Consider the following 19,588-nt stretch of genomic DNA (forward strand, 5'->3'; position numbering starts at 1 on the left):
CTCCCAGGGAGCCGTTTCGGCTCCCTTTATTTTTTGTTTATTTCCGAAATCTTTCAATTTGCCTGTGAATTCTGCTTGTCTGATTGCAGATGCCAGGTAACATAGGTATCCCCCCAATAAGGGTGGACAAGTGTTTATTTTTTCCGACTATTAACAGAGAGAATATTATGAGCGTTGCGCCTGTTGCCGACGTACTCCAGGGCCGCGTAGCCGTTGACAGCGAAGTCACCGTGCGCGGATGGGTACGTACCCGCCGAGATTCAAAAGCTGGCATCTCCTTCCTCGCCGTTTATGACGGTTCCTGCTTTGATCCTGTACAGGCTGTCATCAATAATTCTCTGCCCAATTACAATGAAGACGTTTTACGTCTGACGACCGGTTGCTCGGTGGTTGTAACGGGCCATGTCGTTGCGTCGCCAGGTCAGGGACAAAGTTTTGAAATCCAGGCCACCAAAGTCGAAGTGACCGGTTGGGTTGAAGATCCAGACACCTATCCGATGGCGGCAAAACGTCACAGCATTGAATACCTGCGTGAAGTCGCGCATATGCGTCCACGTACCAACATGATTGGTGCGGTAGCGCGTGTACGTCATACGCTGGCACAAGCGCTGCATCGTTTTTTCCACGAGCAGGGTTTCTTTTGGGTATCCACACCGCTGATCACGGCTTCCGATACGGAAGGCGCGGGTGAAATGTTCCGCGTTTCTACGCTGGATCTGGAAAACCTGCCGCGTAACGATCAAGGTAAAGTTGATTTCGACAAAGACTTCTTTGGTAAAGAAGCGTTCCTGACCGTTTCTGGTCAGTTGAACGGTGAAACTTACGCCTGCGCGCTGTCCAAAATCTATACCTTTGGACCGACTTTCCGTGCGGAAAACTCCAACACCAGCCGCCATCTGGCGGAGTTCTGGATGCTGGAACCGGAAGTGGCGTTTGCAAACCTGGACGATGTTGCGGGTCTGGCAGAAGCGATGTTGAAGTACGCCTTTAAGGCCGTACTGGAAGAACGTGCAGATGACATGAAGTTCTTCGCCGAACGCGTCGACAAAGACGCTGTTTCCCGTCTGGAACGTTTCATCGAAGCTGATTTTGCGCAGGTCGATTACACCGATGCGGTGACCATTCTGGAAAACTGCGGTAAGAAATTTGAAAACCCGGTGTTCTGGGGTGTAGACCTGTCTTCCGAGCATGAGCGTTACCTTGCGGAAGAACACTTTAAAGCGCCTGTGGTCGTTAAAAACTACCCGAAAGACATTAAGGCGTTCTATATGCGCCTTAACGAAGACGGTAAAACCGTGGCCGCAATGGACGTGTTAGCGCCGGGTATCGGCGAAATTATTGGCGGTTCTCAGCGTGAAGAGCGTCTCGATGTGCTGGATGCGCGTATGGCTGAAATGGGCCTGAATAAAGAAGATTACTGGTGGTATCGCGATCTGCGTCGCTACGGTACTGTTCCGCACTCAGGTTTCGGTCTGGGCTTCGAACGTCTGATCGCGTATGTCACTGGCGTGCAAAACGTCCGTGATGTGATTCCGTTCCCGCGTACACCGCGTAACGCCAGCTTCTAATCCCCCGTCACCTCTAAAGGCCAGCCTCGCTGGCCTTTTTTATCTGTGCAATTGTCAAGTTTTGTGAGCGAGAAGTAATCAAATTTAATAGCAACCCCTCAAATCCACATTCTTGTTACGTCATATTTCTCTGCAATATTTATGAACAAAATATATGCAAATTTATGTTGAAGATGAGTTTCCCCTTAGCTTATAGCACATTTTTTGACCTCCTGTTTGGAAGTCCAGATGTCTTCAAATGAAATACGACTCACCTTGCCAGCGGCTCCATTACGTGAAAATACGTCCTCTTATCTAAATTAAACATAAGAAAATCATATAAATGGAATTAAAAACGGCGTTTCAAATCGAGAAAAAGCGCTGAAATTTGACGGCGTTCACAAAGTTCATCAAATTTAATTTTTTGTTACACATTTTTTCTTATAGAAACAAAATCTTTATATTTGTAGCATTTTCGCTGTAGCGAAACGTTAGTTTGAATGGAAAGATGCCTGTCAGACACATAAAGACACCAAACTCTCATCAATAGTTTCGTAAATTATTATTGACAGAATTTATTGACGGCAGTGGCAGGTGTCATAAAAAAACCAATGAGGGTAATAAATAATGATGAAGCGCAACATTCTGGCAGTGGTTATCCCTGCACTGCTGGCAGCAGGTACCGCAAACGCAGCAGAAATCTACAACAAAGATGCCAATAAGCTGGACCTGTACGGTAAAGCAGTAGGTTTACGTTATTTTTCTAAAGACAACGGCAAAAACAGTTACGGCGGCAACGGCGACGAAACTTATGCCCGTCTTGGTTTCAAAGGGGAAACACAGATCAACTCCGATCTGACCGGCTACGGTCAGTGGGAATATAACTTTGCCGGTAACAACTCCGAAGGCGGTAGCGACGCTCAAGACGGTAACAAAACCCGTCTGGCTTTCGCGGGTCTGAAATACGGCGATTACGGTTCTTTCGACTACGGTCGTAACTACGGCGTTGTTTACGATGCACTGGGCTACACCGATATGCTGCCAGAGTTTGGTGGTGATACCGCCGCCTCTGACATGTTCTTCGCTCAGCGTAACGGTGGTCTGGCGACTTACCGTAACGCCAACTTCTTCGGCCTGGTTGACGGTCTGAACTTCGCTGTACAGTACCTGGGTAAAAACGAGCGTGACAGCGATGTTCGTCGTTCTAACGGTGATGGTGTTGGCGGTTCAATCAGCTATGAGTACGAAGGTTTCGGTGTCGTCGGTGCCTACGGCGCGGCTGACCGTACCAACGCTCAGGAAGGATTGGCCTATGCTAACGGTGGCGCGAAAGCTGAGCAGTGGGCGGCTGGCGTGAAATATGATGCGAACAGCATCTACCTGGCGGCTAACTACAGCGAAACGCATAACGCAACCCGTATCTCTAACGGCATCAATGGCCTTAATGGTTACGCGAACAAAACTGAAGACGTCCTGCTGGTTGCTCAGTATCAGTTCGACTTCGGTCTGCGTCCGTCCATCGCTTATACCAAATCTAAAGGTAAAGATATCGAAGGCATCGGCGATGTTGATCTCGTGAACTACTTCGAAGTGGGCGCAACCTACTACTTCAACAAAAACATGTCCACCTACGTCGACTACATCATCAACCAGATCGATTCTGATAACGAACTGGGTATCGGCTCCGACGACACCGTTGCTGTCGGTATCGTTTACCAGTTCTAATAGCAGACCTCTTTGTTAAATGCCTAAAAAACAGGACTTCGGTCCTGTTTTTTTATGTCTGCCAGCAAATTCTCGTGTCTTAGAAAAACAATCAGGCTTTTTGTCACTAACAGTTGGCATTTTGTAAATCTCCCGTTAACCTGATTACGGATTTTCCTTCTGTAACTACAATGGAACCTCGTCATGTTTGAGAACATTACCGCCGCTCCTGCCGACCCCATTCTGGGTCTGGCCGATTTGTTTCGTGCCGATGACCGTCCTGGGAAAATTAACCTGGGTATCGGTGTCTATAAAGATGAGACTGGCAAAACGCCGGTGCTAACCAGCGTTAAAAAAGCCGAGCAATATTTACTCGAAAATGAAACGACGAAAAATTACCTCGGCATTGACGGTATTCAGGAGTTTGGCCGTTGCACTCAGGAACTGTTATTTGGCAAAGGTAACGCCCTGATTAACGACAAACGCGCTCGCACTGCACAAACCCCTGGTGGTACAGGCGCTCTGCGCGTTGCGGCTGATTTCCTGGCAAAAAATACGACGGCCAAACGCGTATGGGTGAGCAATCCGAGCTGGCCAAACCATAAGAGCGTCTTTAATTCCGCCGGTCTGGAAGTACGTGAATATGCGTATTACGACGCTGAAAACCATTGTCTGGACTTTGACGCGCTGCTGAGCAGTCTGAGCGACGCTCAGGCGGGCGATGTCGTTCTGTTCCACGGCTGCTGCCACAACCCAACCGGTATTGATCCTACGCTTGAACAATGGCAAACGCTGGCTCAGCTTTCCGTTGAGAAAGGTTGGCTGCCGCTGTTTGACTTCGCCTATCAGGGCTTTGCCCGTGGTCTGGAAGAAGATGCAGAAGGTCTGCGCGCTTTCGCCGGGCTGCATAAAGAACTGATCGTCGCGAGTTCTTACTCCAAAAACTTTGGCCTGTATAACGAACGCGTCGGTGCCTGTACGCTGGTGGCGGCAGATGCTGAAACCGTTGACCGTGCCTTCAGCCAGATGAAGTCCGTTATTCGCGCGAACTACTCTAACCCACCGGCGCACGGTGCATCGGTAGTGGCGACCATTCTGAGCAACGACGCTCTGCGTGCTATCTGGGAACAAGAACTGACCGATATGCGCCAGCGTATTCAGCGTATGCGTCTGTTGTTTGTGAATACCCTGCAAGAGAAAGGCGCGAACCGCGACTTCAGCTTCATCATCAAACAAAACGGCATGTTCTCGTTCAGCGGTCTGACCAAAGAACAGGTTCTGCGTCTGCGTGAAGAGTTTGGTGTCTACGCTGTGGCTTCTGGTCGTGTTAACGTGGCAGGCATGACGCCAGATAACATGGCGCCGCTGTGCGAAGCCATTGTTGCCGTACTGTAAAACAGTCGGAAAAAACAAAGCCCGCAATTGCGGGCTTTTTTATGCGGTTACCAGACGGGCATTTCGTCCTGCAGGAACGGATTATGCAACCGTTCGTTGCCCAGCGTGGAAAGCGGACCGTGCCCGGGGATAAACGTCACATCGTCGCCCAATGGCAACAATTTACGTTTAATCGAGTCGATCAGCTGATTGTGATCCCCACGCGGGAAATCACTGCGCCCAACGCCGCCTTTGAAAATCACATCACCGGCAATCAGTAACTGCGATTGTTCATCAAAGAAGACCACGTGCCCTGGCGTGTGTCCCGGACAATGCAACACCTGTAAAGTCACATTCCCTACGCTCACACGATCTCCTTCATTCAGCCAACGGTCAGGCGTCAGAGGCTGACACTCTCCCAGGCCAAACATGCGACTTTGCGCCGGTAAACCCTGCAGCCAGAACTCATCTTCTTTTTCCGGGCCGATCACAGGCACACCATAATGTTCAGCCAGTTCACCCGCCGCACCAACATGATCAAGATGACCGTGCGTGAGAAGAATCTGCGTGAGCGTAACGCCACTGGCCTCGACTTCGCGTTTGATCTTCTCTGCATCGCCGCCGGGATCAACCAGCGCGGCCAGACGGGTTTGCTCACACCAGATTAATGAGCAATTCTGAGCGAATGCGGTGACCGGAATAATACGATAGTTCATACTGCTCCTGTTTCGTTAAGCCTGTGGATCACCAGTGCCGTGCCGGCCCGGTGTCAATATGCACAAAGTTACTGCGTGGGTAGTATCCTACACCACCTGCGCGCATAGATAACGCAGCTTTGCGAATATTACTCAATGAAACGCCTTCTATATGGAAATCCATTGCCTGCCCTTTCGTGTGATAGCTTTTTTTCGCTACACCACGGCTGCGGGCGCGTAATTCGTTATTGGTATCCGCCGAACGATAACCCGAGATGAGCTGTACGGGATTACGGGTTCCTAAGAGCCCCTGAAGGCGAAAGAGCTGGTCGAACAATCCTGGGTCGATGGACTTCACTTTATTCGCGCGAAAATCACGGAAAAAATGATTAAGTTTTGCTAATTCATCCTGAATATAGGCTCTGCCATCGAAAAACTCCGCTTTTATCGACTCTCCGGTATGGAGATTATTGAGTGTCAAAATGCGCGGACGAGGGGTAGAGAGGGTTGCAAACGTAGGCGTGGGCAAGATGGCTGCACCGAGGGCAACACCACCTAACGCCAGCAATTTGCGGCGATTAGCGTTGAATTTGTCCATGATAATCAGGTCTACAGGTAAATGTTATCGTTAATATGCACTTCTGGCGCACGAGGGGCACCTTAACTGGCAAAAAAGCCGACGTCAAGACAACCCATCCCCAGCAACGACGGGGCCTGCAGCCAATCGGCCCCGTTGCGGCTAAGTATTACGACAACAGATTAAGTAGAACGTCTTCATTTACCTGATTAATTGCTCTGCTTTTGACATGATCTGTGCACTGGATCGCGCCGTCTGATCATAATTGTAAATATCTGTACGATACTGGGTGCGTCCATCAGCACCGACGAACGCCGTCAGATAATAGAGATTAACCGGAATATTTTGGCGAATGTTGACATACCGTGTATCACCCTGCTTCAGAGCATCGGAGATGCGGGTATCATTCCAGCCCGCATCCTGCAGCAGCATATTCGCCAACTCCGACGCTTTATTCACACGCACACATCCGGAACTGAGCGCGCGCGTGTCCTTCTGGAACAACGTGTGGTTTGGCGTATCGTGCAGATAAATCGCCTCAGAACTGGGCATATTGAATTTATAGCGCCCCAATGAGTTGCGCGCGCCCGGCGCCTGCTGGAAGCGGAACGGAAGATTTGAGGCGGTAATCGTCCCCCAGTCGACCTGCCAGGGGTCGATTGCCTGTTTGCTGTTCCAGCCACGCATCACGGTATAACCGTGACGCTCCAGATATCCGGGGTCGTTCCACAGTTTCGGCAGGATGTCTTTACGCGCCAGCGTCGGCGGGACATTCCACGGCGGGTTAACAACCACGTTATTCAATGCGCTGCTCATCATCGGCGTTTTGCGATCGGGACGCCCAACAATAACGCGCGACGCTAACACCTGGTTGCCGTTCTGGTAATAGACCAGTGAATAGGCCGGGATATTCACCATAATACCGGTGGATAATTCACCCGGCAGTAGCCGCAAACGCTGAATATTCAGCGCCAGGACACCTGCACGTTGCGCGGGAGTCACGTTTAACCAGTCACGGGTTGCCGGCCCCACGGAGCCATCAGCCCCCAGCCCCTGCCACACCTGAAAACGTTTGACGCCCTCAACCAGTTCACGATCGTAAACGGCGGGAGCCGATTTACGTTGCGGATGTGTTTTGCGCGCTGCCGGTTTCGCGTCAACGGCAACGGCGGAAGGACTCACTACCGCACTGGCCGGCGTTTCATCGCCAGGCAAGGCGATATTTGGCCCACCGTCCAGCATACCTGTCCGCTGTAAAATCTCCCGCAGCGCAGGAACGTCATTACTCCATTGGCCGGGTCGCAGTGTCGCCGTGCTGCTCAACTGCGGCCACGGGCGAGAATCCCCCACCAGCTTCAGCAAATCACCGTGCATTTCCGCATACTGAGGGTGCTGAGGCGCCAGACTCGTTACAAACGGAGTGAGCTGACCATTTTCCAGCGCGACCTGCCACTGGTTAATGACCGAAATGGGCGGTGTCGCCAGCGCATAGGGTTTATCGCTATACAACCAACGCGTGCCTTTCACCGGAATGTTGGCGATAAAATGGAGATAGCCCATCATCGCATCAGAGAGGACGGTATCCCGTGCCAGGCCCGTCACCGAGGGATCGGTCAGCAGCGCAACCCAGGTGGTAAACTGCGGTTGAAATCCGGCAATCGCAACCTCAGCCAACTGCTGCTGGAACGCTTTTACCGCCTCGCGGTTCTCCCACATCGGCTTCATCTCTCGCGCCGCGTACAGAAGCTCGAGCTGATTCATATAGACCGGTGTATACCCGGACGGTAATTGTGATTGTATTTCGGCGCGGGCTTTATCTGCGGCGCCTTCTGGAAGAGGCTGAATCCCGGCCATCATCGCAGTGACGGGCGACTGGGCTTGCGGCTGCGACAGCGCGGTAGGCTGTTCGCTGAGCGCGGCGGAACTGTCACCTGGAATCATTTCAGGCTCGTCGGCCTGCACACTAAACAGTGGAGCAAATATTACGACCAGGCATAAACTGATTGCCGAGAGTCGACGACCACATATTTTATTAAGCAACATCCCTTGCCCCCTGTTTTCTTGATCATACTTTACATTGCAAGACCGTCTGCTTAACGCCAATACACACGGAAGTATGACGAGCAAGCCTGCTTACTCGTCAGGCTTACCTTCAGTATATAAACATCAAAAAGTTTTTGCCTGACCTAATGTAAAGAAGTTTAAAGATATTTCACCCAGCATTTCACTTTTTCGAAAAGGAAAAGGCGGCCTTTCAGCCGCCCTTTTCATCTAGCTTGCCTGCGATGAGGCGTCTTCGGTGCCTGGAAGAGGCTCGGGTAATTGCGGGGCAAAACCACGCAACCCGACCACATGAACGTGTTCCGTATTATGGAAGACCTTACGCACCAGTTTGTAAGTGGTGCCTTTCTCTGGGCTGATGTTTTCTGGCGCCGCGATGATAAGTTGCATCTGCAAGCGTTCGCACAGTTCGAACAGCGTTGCGATGGAACGCGCATCCAGACGAGCCGCTTCATCAAGGAACAGCAGACGGCATGGAGAGATGTCTTTTCCGCGCAGTCGGCGGCCTTCATCTTCCCAGCTTTGTACCACCATCACCAGAATGGACATCCCGGTACCGATCGCTTCACCGGTAGACAGGGCGCCGGATTCGGCGCGCAACCAACCGTCAGATCCACGGTTAACTTCGACTTCCATTTCCAGGTAGTTACGGTAATCCAGCAGCTCCTCGCCAATCGTCTGCGGCGTACGCTGCCCCATATCGATCTGCGGATTCAGACGCTGATACAGCTTCGCCAACGCTTCGGAGAAGGTCAGACGGTTACTGTTAAACAGATCCTGATGCTGTTCATGCTGCTCAGAAAGGACATCCAGCAACGTGGCGTGGGTTTCGCGGACATTGACGTTCAGACGCACGCTGTTGACCTGACCGAAGGAAACGCTCTGCAATCCCTGGTTCAGCATACGAATACGGTTCTGCTCACGCTGGATTGTCTTGCGAATAATGTTCGCCACGCTGCGTGAACTGATCGCCAGTTTTTGTTCGCGGGAGGTCAACTCTTCCGTCAGACGACTCAGTTCGATCTCCATTTGTTCAATGGCTTCAACCGGATCGTCAGTACGGATGATATCCTGGCGAATACGTTCGCGCAGGTGTTGATAGACCGCCACGAAGAACTGAATTTTACGCTCAGGACGTTTCGGATCTTCGGACATCCGCAGAACATCGCGCAGATGTTCGTTATCCGCCACGGCCAGACGCAGCGCACCGAGCGCCTTATCCGACATTGAACGGAGTTCATCCGCCGACAGATAGGCCAGTTCGCGACGGTGGAGACGACGCTCAACGCCGTTGTCTTTCACCATCCGCATGACGGCGCACCACCCTGCTTTCGCGGTCACTACCTGCTCACGCATTTCATGATAATCACGCTCAAGCTTGCGCAGTTTGCGGGTCAGGTTGTCCATTTCCGCTTCGCAGAAGGTCAACGCTTTTTCCAGTTGGTTACGACGGGCGCGGTTATTGCTCAACTGCGCATGCAGCTCATCGCGACGAATGCGAGCGCGCTCTTCCGCACCGCTGTCAGCACGAACACCGATATCCTGCAATTCGCGCTGCAAATCGTTAAGCAGCTCTTTTTTGGTGTCGTACGAACTTTTCAACGACGCCATAACCTGATTGTACTGACTCAACTGCGCGGCGTGTCCACGCAATGCTTCGCGAGCACGGGTTCGCTCAGCTTCAGCATGTTCCAGACGTTCACGTAGTTTCTCGTTCAGATCGCTGTTGCCGCTGAGCATTTCCGCCGAGTCGGAGTAGCTAAAGTGGGCACGACGCTGTACCACTTCGGACAGCGCAAAGGCCTGCTGACGCGCATCACGCTGCACCTGCTGAGAATACGCGTAGTCTTCTTTTAACTGCTCAAACTGTTCCGGGTCGCTCTGCAGAACAGAGACGATTGGTTCCAGTTTTGCCAGGTGGTTACCGTGCTGCTGCACAAAACGCGCGGCTTCCTGAGCTTCATCCAGACGTTCCTGAATTTCATCAACGCGATCCGCCAGCGTGTCATCACTCAGCAAATTCAGGCGCGGCAACAAGCGGTTCAGGGCGGAAACACCCTCTTTAGCCTGTTCAAACTGAACACGTTGCTGCTGATTATCATTTTCATGATTGGTCAGCGCGCGTTCCAGTTCCACACGGCGACCATTCAACTGGCGAATTTCCGCTTCCGGGTCATCGTCAAAGGCAACGCTTAAGTGGCTGCCGATAAAACGGCTGAACGCCTGGTGCAGACGCTGGGTTTTCTGTACATCAAAAGAGAGCGTCGCGAAACGTTCGGAAAGCCCTTCGCGCTCGGCGTGCAGGTTTTCAATACGGTTTTCACGCGCCGCGCGCCCGAAGATAGGCACTTCCGGGAAGCGGGAGTAGCGCCACTGGCGCTCGGCCGTTTTCACCACCACCGCTTTTTCCAGTTCATCGACGCTAAAGACGCTGTCATCAAACGACTGCGGGTCACCTTCGATAAAATAGAGGTCTTCAGGACAATCCGTCAGCCCTTCCAGTTGTTCGCTGATGAGAGACAGATCCGGCACCACGATCGCATGACGCGAAGGCCCATACAGCGCGGAGAAGTACGGCGCATCTTCCAGGCTGACGTCATCATAAATTTCTGACAACAGTACGCCGCCAAAACGTTCGGCCAGCGTATTCAGACGCTGATCTTCCGAACCGCCCGGCTGGCTTAAGCGTTCAATCTCTTCATCAATTGCATTTTTACGCGCGCCCACTTCGTCGCGCTCAACAATCGCCTCACGTTCACGTTCGAGCAATTGTTGCAGATACTCGGTCACATCCTGGCCGGAGGTAAACTCTTCGCCGCTCTGCTCGCACAACTGGTTCAGGCTATTTTGCGCCGCCAGCCAGACCGGGGCGCGCCGCATCAAATGCTGAATACGCGACTCAACCTGTTCCTGCTCCTGGCGCAGCGTCATTCGCTGTTCACGCGCATTCGATACGCTGTCAGAAAGGTCGGCGATACGTGCTTCCAGTTCCTGATGCAGGGCTTCCAGTTCGTCGATATCGAAATGCTTACCCTGGCGCTTACAAAATTCAGCCAACAGACGTTCGGCTTCCTGTTGTTCGCGCAGACGCTGTTCCAGTTCGTTCAGACGCATACGCAACGGCTGAACCTGTTCCGCCAGATGACGCTGGTTGACGCCATCGCGCAACAGTTCCCGTGCGACATCCCACGCCTCACCGCGCGCCAGCGGGCCATTGATCGCCGCCACCAGCTGATATGCCTGTTCAAACTGACTGTGCGCGGTTTGCGCCACACTCATTTTTTGTTCCAGCGAGAGCAGTTTTTCCGTCGCTTCCTGCTCTTTGGCCTGGAAGGTTTCAAGCCACTGCGCCGCGCTGTCCGCCGTTAAATCCGGCAGATGGCAAATTTCTTTAGCCCGGGCAAGCGCCTGAATCGCCTGGTTGTATTGAATGGCGCGCGTTTGCTGTACATCCAACGCCTGCTGATAATCGGCAAGCTGACTTTTCAGCTCATCCACTTCCAGCTCCGCGGCTTCGGCACGGGCTTCATTCTCTTCCTGACGATCGACCGCTTCGGCGACCACTTCATTTTGTTCTTCAAGGCGGATCTGTAATTCATCCAGATCTGACTCGTAACGTTCAATTTTTTCTTGCTGCCGCAGGGCCGTTTGCACCAGATTCAGATGATCGCTCGCCGCCTGATAGTCGGCTTCCAGATCGCCCTCTGCACCGTTGTGCTCGCCCAGTTCACGCGCCATATCGACGTGCTTGTACTGTTCCGCCGCCAGTTGCTTACGCGAGGTGTGCAATTCACGGCGATACTCAAGGGCTTTATCCAGATGAACCCGCCGTTCGTTTGCATGGCGCATGTAGTCAGCCGCCACATAGTTAGTGGCTTCGCTGATCAGATGCTTAAACAAGTCGCGGTCAGACTGGGTGACGCGAATTGCTTCCAGCGTCATACGGTTTTCACGCAGCGCGGCTTCCATATCCTGGAACGCTTTACGTACACCGCTGTTTTCCGGCAGCAGGTAGTCGCGCAGCGAGCGCGTAATCGCGCTGGAGATACCGCCATAAAGTGACGCTTCGATGAGGCGATAAAACTTACTGCGGTCTGACGCGGAGCGCAGACGACGAGCAATAATGCCCAGATCGAACATCAGCGAGTGATAGTCGGTAATCGAGTTGAACTGCTTAAACTGCACGCCTTCAATCTCGTCGAGCTTTTCTTTCAGCTCCGCAAGCGACAGCACGCGAGCCTGGCGCTCGTTGAGGGTTTCCGTGACCAGTTGCGTCGGCTGTACCGACATCGGCAGCCCCTGAATGGCAAACGGTTTGATGTCGACTTTACGGTCACGCCCGGCGACCTGCTGCAAACGCACGCCCACAACCACACGCTGATGGCGTGAGTTGAGAACATCCAGCATGGAGTAACAAACGCCCGCTTTCAGCTTACCGTGCAGACCTTTGTCTCGCGATCCGCTGGTCGCCCCCGCCTCGGTAGTGTTACGAAAGTGCAGCAGGGTCAAGTCCGGGATAAGCGCCGTAACAAACGCCGCCATGGTGGTGGATTTCCCTGCCCCGTTCCCCCCGGATAACGTGGTGACCAGTTCATCGAGATCAAACGTTCGGGCGAAGAAACCGTTCCAGTTAATCAGCGTTAGTGAGCGAAATTTACCGCGTTCAATCATTATTCTTCCTCTCCACTGTCCGCCTGATTCTCTTCGGGCTCATCATTGAGCTGTAGATGGTTTTCGACGGGCATCGCTTCGCCATCACGAATTAAGCGACGCTGCGCTTCACGAGGATCGTCGCCGCTACGGACATCGGCTCCGAAGCGGAAAACCGACTCGGTGATGCGGAATTTGCTGCTGTCGTGGCCCATAAACCACACCATGCCCAGGCGACGCAGACGGTTTAACGATGAACGTACCTTTTCCTGTAGTTTCTGACGGTCAACGTCTGAACCGGTTGAGCGGTTGTTCACCAGCTTCAACAGTTTGGCTTCGTCAGCCAGCGTCAGCAGTTCGTCGTACAGCTCTTGCTGAGTAAAAATCCCTTCATTCGCCAGACGTTCCGGGCTGAGATAGAGATAGCAGAGGATTTTACCGACCATCATGTCCAGCTCAGACAACACGGAGCGCGGAATAATCGTTGTGGAACGCGGGCGAAGATAGAAGAAACCTTCCGGCGCGCGAATTAACTCAACGTTATAGCGGCTGTAAAACTCTTCCATATATTCCTGAAAATCCATCAGGAAAGCATGGTTATCCAGTTCATCCAGACCAATATGTCGGCCCGAGCGTAATGCGCTGTCCAGCGCCGGAAATAACGGGTTTGCCAGCGCCTGCGCCAGCTTAACCGGCATCACTTGTTCAATATTTGTCAATGACATGCGCCTGTACCTTGGCTCCGTAATCATTAATCGGCTGCCATTTAGGCGGCAGTCCGGTGAAATCTGCTTGCGCTACGCCAAGGCGTACCGCTTGATCAATAACAATACGCGCGACATCAAAATGGCGCGCACGCGGGTATTGCGCCAGATACTCGCGCACTACCAGACCGAGATCCAGTGGCGTTTGTCTGGATTTATAGACAGCCAACTGTTCTTCGATGATCGCCGCCAACTGTTCCCGAATCTCGTTAAACTCTTCATATTCCAGATCCGGCGGCAGCTCCCCGGTCACCTCTTCGTCACGCAGAACCATCTCTTCATCGCGCATGTCCAGCAGACGGTCGGCATTGGCGTAGGTTAGCGCCCACGGATCGTCAAAATAGGTCTGCACGGATTGACGTAAACGTTGCGCAAAGACGCGGTTTTTATCCATATCAATGGCGGTACGGATAAATTTATGCACATGCCGGTCGTAGCCAATCCACAAGTCGATAGATTGCTGACCCCAACTAATAATGCGATCCAGTTTGCTCTGAAGGTCGAAGACCAGCCTGTCGACGAAATGCAGATCGTCGCGCGTCATGATTGCGTCCTGAATGTGCAACAGATTGGCTTGCAGCTTATCGCCCGCTGCTTCCAGCGTATCCTGGAGTTCACGCAACGTGCCGGAGGTTTCAGACAGCAACATTTCGCAGCTCGAAATCGCCGCGCGCCAGTCTTTGTTCAGCAACTGGGCGATGTCGTCTTTCACCTGCTGCTGCTGCTCGTCCATGATGCGCTGCGTCAGATCGATACTGTCGAAGATTTCCGCCACGGAATATTTCAACGGCGCATAGACATTGCGATGCCAGTGGAACTCATCGCCGCCCTCACTCGCCGCATCTGCGGCACGCTTCAATTCACCCGCCACAATGGACAACTGCATTGAGAGACGCAGCGTGGAAAACTCGCGCTGACGAATATAATAGTCGGTAATGCCTATCCCTAGCGGCGTCAGACGGTATATGGCATTCCCTTCCGCCTGCTCACTGGTAAAGCGGTTCAGCAGACGTTGACGAACCATATCGTTGATCGCGTTGTTGGCGCGCACGCCGATGGTTTCGCTGGTTTGCTCAAACGCATCACTGACATGGCGGAATGCATCCACCAGTTCCCCTTCGCTCATCTCACCGTCCAGACGCTCGCCGTTAAGCGTGGCCACCGCCAGCAGGAACGAAAGTCTGTCTACCGGCAGCGAGATGGAGAAGTCATTTTTTCTGGCCCAGGCAACCAGTTCGGGGACTGTCTGGGAAAATTCACTCATAAGTTATCCTTGCATCTGCGGTTTGCGAGCGGTGACATGAATGTAACGGCCAAGGCTAATGTAAGGCTCCTGGCGACAGTAGCGCGTTTCTAGTTCGACTAACATTTCATAACAGTCACGCTGTTGGTGCTTCTCACGCAGATAATCATGAAACACACGTACACCCGTTTTGCCGGTAATCTGCCAGCCAATATTTTCCAGCCACTGGTAAACCTGCCCCGGTTCACGCGGATAGTCTGGCGAAAGCGTACGTTTTTTACGTTTTGGCATCCCTACCTGCACGTAGTCAAAGTTCCCTGCCACCATGTTGTGCATCAACAGGCCGTTAGCATTGTAGAACATTAATGACAGTACGCCGCCGGGACGTAACACAGACCAAAGCGTCTGTAACATACTGATGGGGTCAGCGACCCACTCAAGCACAGCATGGAACAATATCAGATCAACCGGGCTTTCCAAATGCGAAGCAACATCCTGAGCGGCGCATTGGATAAATTGCATGTTTTCGCTTACGCCTTTCGCCTCTGCCGCCAGTTGCGCGCGCGCAATCATTTCGCCGGACAGATCGCATAGCGTGACCCGATGACCCCGTTCAGCCATTTTGATCGCGGTTTGCCCTTCGCCACCGCCCGCATCCAGGATGTGCAATTTTTGCTCACCCATTTCCGCCAGTACACGGTCAAGGTCTTGCCACAAAATAGCCTGCCGCAGTTGCCCCTTGGTGGTTCCGTAAATGTTACGGGAAAACTTTTCTGCAATGTCATCAAAATTGCGATCCCGCATAGGGCTCTCCACAGGCTAACAAAGGGGTTATCTGATAAAACCGCTATTTTGTCACAGCCACGCCGAGAATGAACCTGTCTGGTGTAATATCCCTGCAGATCCCTTGCTATATGGTTAAAAAAGGAACCAAAAAGGATGCTTTTTACACTGAAGAAAGTGATTGGCGGTATGCTGCTGCCGCTTCCGCTCATGCTCTTGATCATGGGAGTGGGACTGGCGCTGGTGTGGTTTAGTCGCTTTCAAAAAACCGGGAAGGTGTGTCTGAGTCTGAGCTGGCTCGCATTATTGCTGTTAAGCCTGCAACCGGTTGCCGATCGTTTACTCAAACCGCTCGAAGACCAGTATCCCACCTGGCAAAATACGCAAAAAGTCGAGTATGTCGTGGTGCTGGGCGGCGGTTATACCTGGAATCCGCAGTGGGCGCCGAGTTCCAACCTGATAAGCAACAGCCTGCCGCGGCTCAACGAAGGCGTGCGGCTTTGGCTGGCCAATCCGGGTGCAAAACTGATTTTTACCGGCGCAAGAGCAAAAACGAATAGTGTCAGTACGGCTGAAGCCGGAGCCAGAGTTGCGCAATCGCTCGGCGTGCCGCTAAGCGATATCATCACCCTGGATAGCCCCAAAGACACGGAAGAAGAAGCGGCTGCCGTTAAACAGGCCATCGGCGATGCGCCGTTCCTGCTGGTCACCTCCGCGTCGCATTTACCGCGCGCGATGATTTTCTTCCAGCAGGCGGGGCTTCATCCGCTCCCCGCCCCGGCAAATCAACTGGCGATTGATTCGCCGCTTAATCCGTGGGAACGCGCGATCCCTTCTCCCGTCTGGTTGATGCACAGCGATCGCGTCGGATATGAAACCTTAGGCCGCGTCTGGCAGTGGCTTAAAGGGGTTTCAGGCGAGCCAGGGCAGGAGTGATTTGGCCGCCAGATCGAAGTTAGCGCGATTAAAACGCCCTGTATTGACCAGTTGCGCAACCTCATCCCACAATACATAGAGCCAACGCCGCCAGATAAAGGATTCTGCGACTGGCGCGCGTTGCAGGTAATGCCAGAGCAATCCTTCCGCCAGTGCGTTGTCCATCAGGCGAAATAATTCGTACTCCCGTGGCGCCCACAGCATCACGCCTGGCCCCACCATAGCCAGAAGCTGATCGTTGCGGGCATCTTTAAGCATACTGCGTAAACTGAAATTGCCGTGAATCAGTACGCAATTGTCGTTAAATCCTTCAAACAGCGCTGGCAGGCATTCCCGGGTACGGAACAGAATGCGCTTGTCATGCATCGTTAACCCCGTATTGTTGAACTGGTTTAACGTGCTCCATAACACTTCGACTCGCTGACGGTACCAGGAAGGCCAGATATTTTCCTGTGTATTATCCACCGCGCCCACACAGCCGCGGCTATCCTGACGATGCCAGGAAAGCAAGCCTTCAACGATCTGGTCTTTTAAATGTTCCCACCGTTCAGGCGTTCGCGCTGGCGCTTCAACGGGTACGCCACGCATCCTTTCCAGCAGTAAAATATCGGGGCCTGGATGCTCTTCATGGGTCATGACGCCGTAAATAACCGGCATTCGCACCGTGCCGCTACGCGCCAGCATGGTCGTTTTCCACGCCAGTTGTTGCGCCAACCCCGGCGTGGTGAAACTTCTCGCCATGAGCGGCATCGGTTTTCCCTGACTGTCATACAGTGACCACAGCGCCGTATCTACCTTTTCATTCACGCACTCTATACGGCTGAGCTTTTCACCCAGTAAATGACTCAATTCGGCTCGCAGCTGTTCCATTTCAGATTGCCCTCATAAACGCTACTGCTTTCATAATGAGCGTCGTATGGACAGATGTCACCCTGATGAGATCAATTGATGAAAAGAAAAGTGGAGGAAAATCGTAACGGTACGACACCCCTCTCATAACTGAGCGGGGTGTCGGTATTGAAGCTTAACGCATTTCAGCGCGAACGCGCTCAAGGTCTTCGGCAGTATCCACGCCAGTGCCGGGAACTTCTTTGGCAACGGCAACATGGATTTTTTCGCCGTACCACAACACACGAAGCTGCTCCAGCATCTCAATGTGTTCCAGCGGACTTGGCTGCCAGTTCACATAGCGGCGAATAAATCCGGCACGATAGCCGTAGATCCCCAAATGACGCAGGAAGGTATCGCCAATAGTCTCACGGCTGTTGGCAAAACGGTCACGATCCCAGGGGATCGCCGCACGAGAGAAGTAAAGCGCGTAGCCTTGCGCATCCAGCACCACTTTCACCGCGTTTGGATTGAAGGCCTCTTCTGCACTGTGAATCGGCACCGCCAGCGTTGCCATACCGACCTGACGCTGCGCCAGGTTTTCCGCGACCTGGCGAATAATGACCGCCGGGATCATCGGCTCATCGCCCTGGACGTTCACAATGACGGTATCATCGCTGAATCCACATTTTTCCACGACTTCCGCCAGCCGCTCGGTACCCGACTGATGATCGGCGCGGGTCATGCACACCTCACCGCCAGCCGCCTCTACCGCGCGCGCCACATCGTCATGATCGGTCGCCACAATAATGCGATCGGCCCCGGATTCACGCGCACGTTCCAGTACGTGCACAATCATCGGCTTGCCGTTGATATCCTGCAGGGGTTTACCGGGCAGACGCGTCGAGGCAAAACGCGCAGGAATAATGACCACAAAACTCATGATTTGCTCTCGTCGGAGGTCAAAGGACGGGCTTCGGTTTCCAGTAATACCGGAATACCCTCGCGTAATGGGAAAGCAAGGTTATCCAGTTTGCAAATCAGTTCTTGTTTTTCCTGGTTGTACCAGAGTTTGCCGTTACATACCGGGCAGGCAATGATTTCGAGCAGACGATGATCCATAGTTCCTCCAGATGGACCGGATTGTGATTCTGTAAATATTAACATAATCGTCTATCTCTCTGCGTCTATTTCCCAGCCCTGTCGGCAGTCACCAAACAAACCCTGGGGACAAACGCCCAGCGTAACGCGCCTTGCCTGCTGCCAACGCGCAAAATCGCTAATCGCCTGAAACAGCCCTTTTTGCAGGGTTGCACCGGGCGTGATCCCCTCTTGCAGGTACAGCGCAATCACTTCCAGCACCCCGGTTTTGCGGTGCATTTTGGCATCCATCCGCCCGACCAGCGCCCCCCGATGCAACAACGGCAGGACAAAATAACCATATTGTCGTTTAGGCGCCGGGGTGTAGCACTCCAGACGATAGGTGAAATCAAACAGTTGCTCTGCCCGTTTGCGATCCCAGACGACGGGGTCAAACGGCGACAACACGGCGCTGTGCGTCGCCGTTAATTGGCCCGCCAGCGCCTGTTCAAGCAACGGTTGAAGGTCTGCATGGAGCCACAACGTGCCTAATGTTTCAACGTCTACCGGGATTATCTGCTGTTGTTCTGCCCGGGCGTCCCGCCACGCATTCAACGCGGGACGTTTTAAGCGGTAGTAGTCCGCCAGCCACGGTTCACGGAATATCCCCAGGCTGCGCGCGCTGTTATCCAGCATCGCGGTTTCCGCTTGCGCCTGAGAAAGCAGGTCACGGTTATCATCCCAGTGGGGCATGACGCGTTGCGTCAAATCATACACCCGCTGAAAGTTGCGACGTTCCACTACCATCACTTTTCCGGCGGTAAACAGGCCTTCGAGATGACGTTTATGGGGCTTCCACTCCCACCAGCCGTTGGCCCCTTTGCGCGGATGTTCAAAATCCGCAGAGCGTACCGGGCCGTTGTGATGAATATGCTGCATCAGTTGCTCGATTTCACGGGCATGTTCTTTCATCCAGGCCGCTTTATACTTCCAGCCCATGTTTTCGGGCGACAGCATTCGGTGGCGGATGAGCGCAAAGTCGCTACGCGGCAGAAAACAGGCCTCATGCGCCCAGTACTCCATCAGTTCGCCGCGCAATAATGCGTCATCCAGCCACTGAGGTGGATAGTTCCCAAGGCGGCTGAATAGCACCAGATATGGGCTACGCGCGACAATGTTGATGGTGTCGATTTGCAACAGCGACATGCGTGAAATGGCAGCGAGAATATCGCCGGGCTGCGCGCGACGGCGTGATTTTTTTAACAGCCCCTGGGCGGCAAGGTGAAGGTGACGAGCGTCGGTAAGAGAGAGTTGCGGCAACGACATTTATCACTCCATAAATCGTT

15 protein-coding genes are annotated in these 19,588 nt (G+C 53.0%); 4 read left to right on the forward strand and 11 right to left on the reverse strand.

From position 1 onward, the window contains the following. Positions 1-167 precede the first annotated feature (167 nt). The 3 genes from asnS to aspC all read left to right on the forward strand — a co-directional run bounded on the left by asnS (position 168) and on the right by aspC (position 4,646). On the forward strand, positions 168-1,568 hold the full coding sequence (asnS, locus tag ACO7SM_RS13965; protein ID WP_490468038.1) for an asparagine--tRNA ligase: 1,401 nt from the start codon (positions 168-170) through the stop codon (positions 1,566-1,568). 606 nt (positions 1,569-2,174) lie between these two features. Next, complete coding sequence (gene ompF / locus ACO7SM_RS13970; RefSeq protein WP_490468039.1) at positions 2,175-3,272, forward strand: porin OmpF; 1,098 nt, start codon at positions 2,175-2,177, stop codon at positions 3,270-3,272. A gap of 183 nt (positions 3,273-3,455) precedes the next feature. Continuing rightward, a complete protein-coding gene (gene aspC / locus ACO7SM_RS13975; protein WP_490468040.1) occupies positions 3,456-4,646 on the forward strand; it encodes an aspartate transaminase in 1,191 nt (396 codons plus the stop codon). A gap of 47 nt (positions 4,647-4,693) precedes the next feature. Here aspC and ACO7SM_RS13980 read toward each other — a convergent pair whose 3' ends face one another. The 7 genes from ACO7SM_RS13980 to cmoM all read right to left on the reverse strand — a co-directional run bounded on the left by ACO7SM_RS13980 (position 4,694) and on the right by cmoM (position 15,419). Further along, positions 4,694-5,341 carry an MBL fold metallo-hydrolase gene (locus ACO7SM_RS13980; protein WP_203358269.1) on the reverse strand — a complete coding sequence of 216 codons (648 nt, stop codon included), beginning with the start codon at positions 5,339-5,341 and terminating at the stop codon, positions 4,694-4,696. Between the two features lie 28 nt (positions 5,342-5,369). Further along, complete coding sequence (gene mepK / locus ACO7SM_RS13985; RefSeq protein ID WP_276292207.1) at positions 5,370-5,918, reverse strand: peptidoglycan L,D-endopeptidase MepK; 549 nt, start codon at positions 5,916-5,918, stop codon at positions 5,370-5,372. A 180-nt stretch (positions 5,919-6,098) separates the two neighbouring features. Further along, positions 6,099-7,940 carry a L,D-transpeptidase gene (ldtD, locus tag ACO7SM_RS13990; protein ID WP_490468041.1) on the reverse strand — a complete coding sequence of 614 codons (1,842 nt, stop codon included), beginning with the start codon at positions 7,938-7,940 and terminating at the stop codon, positions 6,099-6,101. A gap of 228 nt (positions 7,941-8,168) precedes the next feature. Continuing rightward, on the reverse strand, positions 8,169-12,629 hold the full coding sequence (gene mukB / locus ACO7SM_RS13995; protein WP_490468042.1) for a chromosome partition protein MukB: 4,461 nt from the start codon (positions 12,627-12,629) through the stop codon (positions 8,169-8,171). Continuing rightward, complete coding sequence (mukE, locus tag ACO7SM_RS14000; RefSeq protein ID WP_490468043.1) at positions 12,629-13,333, reverse strand: chromosome partition protein MukE; 705 nt, start codon at positions 13,331-13,333, stop codon at positions 12,629-12,631. Before mukE ends, mukB begins: the two co-directional genes overlap by 1 nt. Beyond that, on the reverse strand, positions 13,314-14,636 hold the full coding sequence (gene mukF, locus ACO7SM_RS14005) for a chromosome partition protein MukF (RefSeq protein WP_490468044.1): 1,323 nt from the start codon (positions 14,634-14,636) through the stop codon (positions 13,314-13,316). The genes mukE and mukF overlap by 20 nt, the downstream gene beginning before the upstream one ends. Positions 14,637-14,639: 3 nt before the next feature. Further along, the gene (gene cmoM / locus ACO7SM_RS14010) at positions 14,640-15,419 is read right to left on the reverse strand and encodes a tRNA uridine 5-oxyacetic acid(34) methyltransferase CmoM (protein WP_490468045.1); all 780 of its coding nucleotides are present in this window, start codon (positions 15,417-15,419) and stop codon (positions 14,640-14,642) included. A 135-nt stretch (positions 15,420-15,554) separates the two neighbouring features. Between cmoM and elyC the strand changes: the two genes are divergently transcribed. After that, positions 15,555-16,334, forward strand: coding sequence for an envelope biogenesis factor ElyC (gene elyC / locus ACO7SM_RS14015; protein WP_490468046.1), 780 nt, complete (start codon positions 15,555-15,557; stop codon positions 16,332-16,334). On the opposite strand, the gene ACO7SM_RS14020 is transcribed toward elyC, so the two are convergent. The 4 genes from ACO7SM_RS14020 to ACO7SM_RS14035 all read right to left on the reverse strand — a co-directional run bounded on the left by ACO7SM_RS14020 (position 16,311) and on the right by ACO7SM_RS14035 (position 19,568). Further along, positions 16,311-17,204 (reverse strand): YcbJ family phosphotransferase, encoded by an 894-nt coding sequence (locus ACO7SM_RS14020; protein ID WP_490468047.1) that lies wholly within the window; start codon positions 17,202-17,204, stop codon positions 16,311-16,313. The two genes, elyC and ACO7SM_RS14020, sit on opposite strands and share 24 nt — an antisense overlap. A gap of 154 nt (positions 17,205-17,358) precedes the next feature. Beyond that, positions 17,359-18,105 carry a 3-deoxy-manno-octulosonate cytidylyltransferase gene (gene kdsB, locus ACO7SM_RS14025; protein WP_490468048.1) on the reverse strand — a complete coding sequence of 249 codons (747 nt, stop codon included), beginning with the start codon at positions 18,103-18,105 and terminating at the stop codon, positions 17,359-17,361. Beyond that, positions 18,102-18,284, reverse strand: coding sequence for a protein YcaR (gene ycaR / locus ACO7SM_RS14030; protein WP_490468049.1), 183 nt, complete (start codon positions 18,282-18,284; stop codon positions 18,102-18,104). Before ycaR ends, kdsB begins: the two co-directional genes overlap by 4 nt. A gap of 51 nt (positions 18,285-18,335) precedes the next feature. Continuing rightward, the gene (locus ACO7SM_RS14035; protein WP_490468050.1) at positions 18,336-19,568 is read right to left on the reverse strand and encodes a winged helix-turn-helix domain-containing protein; all 1,233 of its coding nucleotides are present in this window, start codon (positions 19,566-19,568) and stop codon (positions 18,336-18,338) included. Positions 19,569-19,588: the final 20 nt, after the last annotated feature.

Source organism: Citrobacter sp. LJND-P06 (assembly GCF_058188415.1).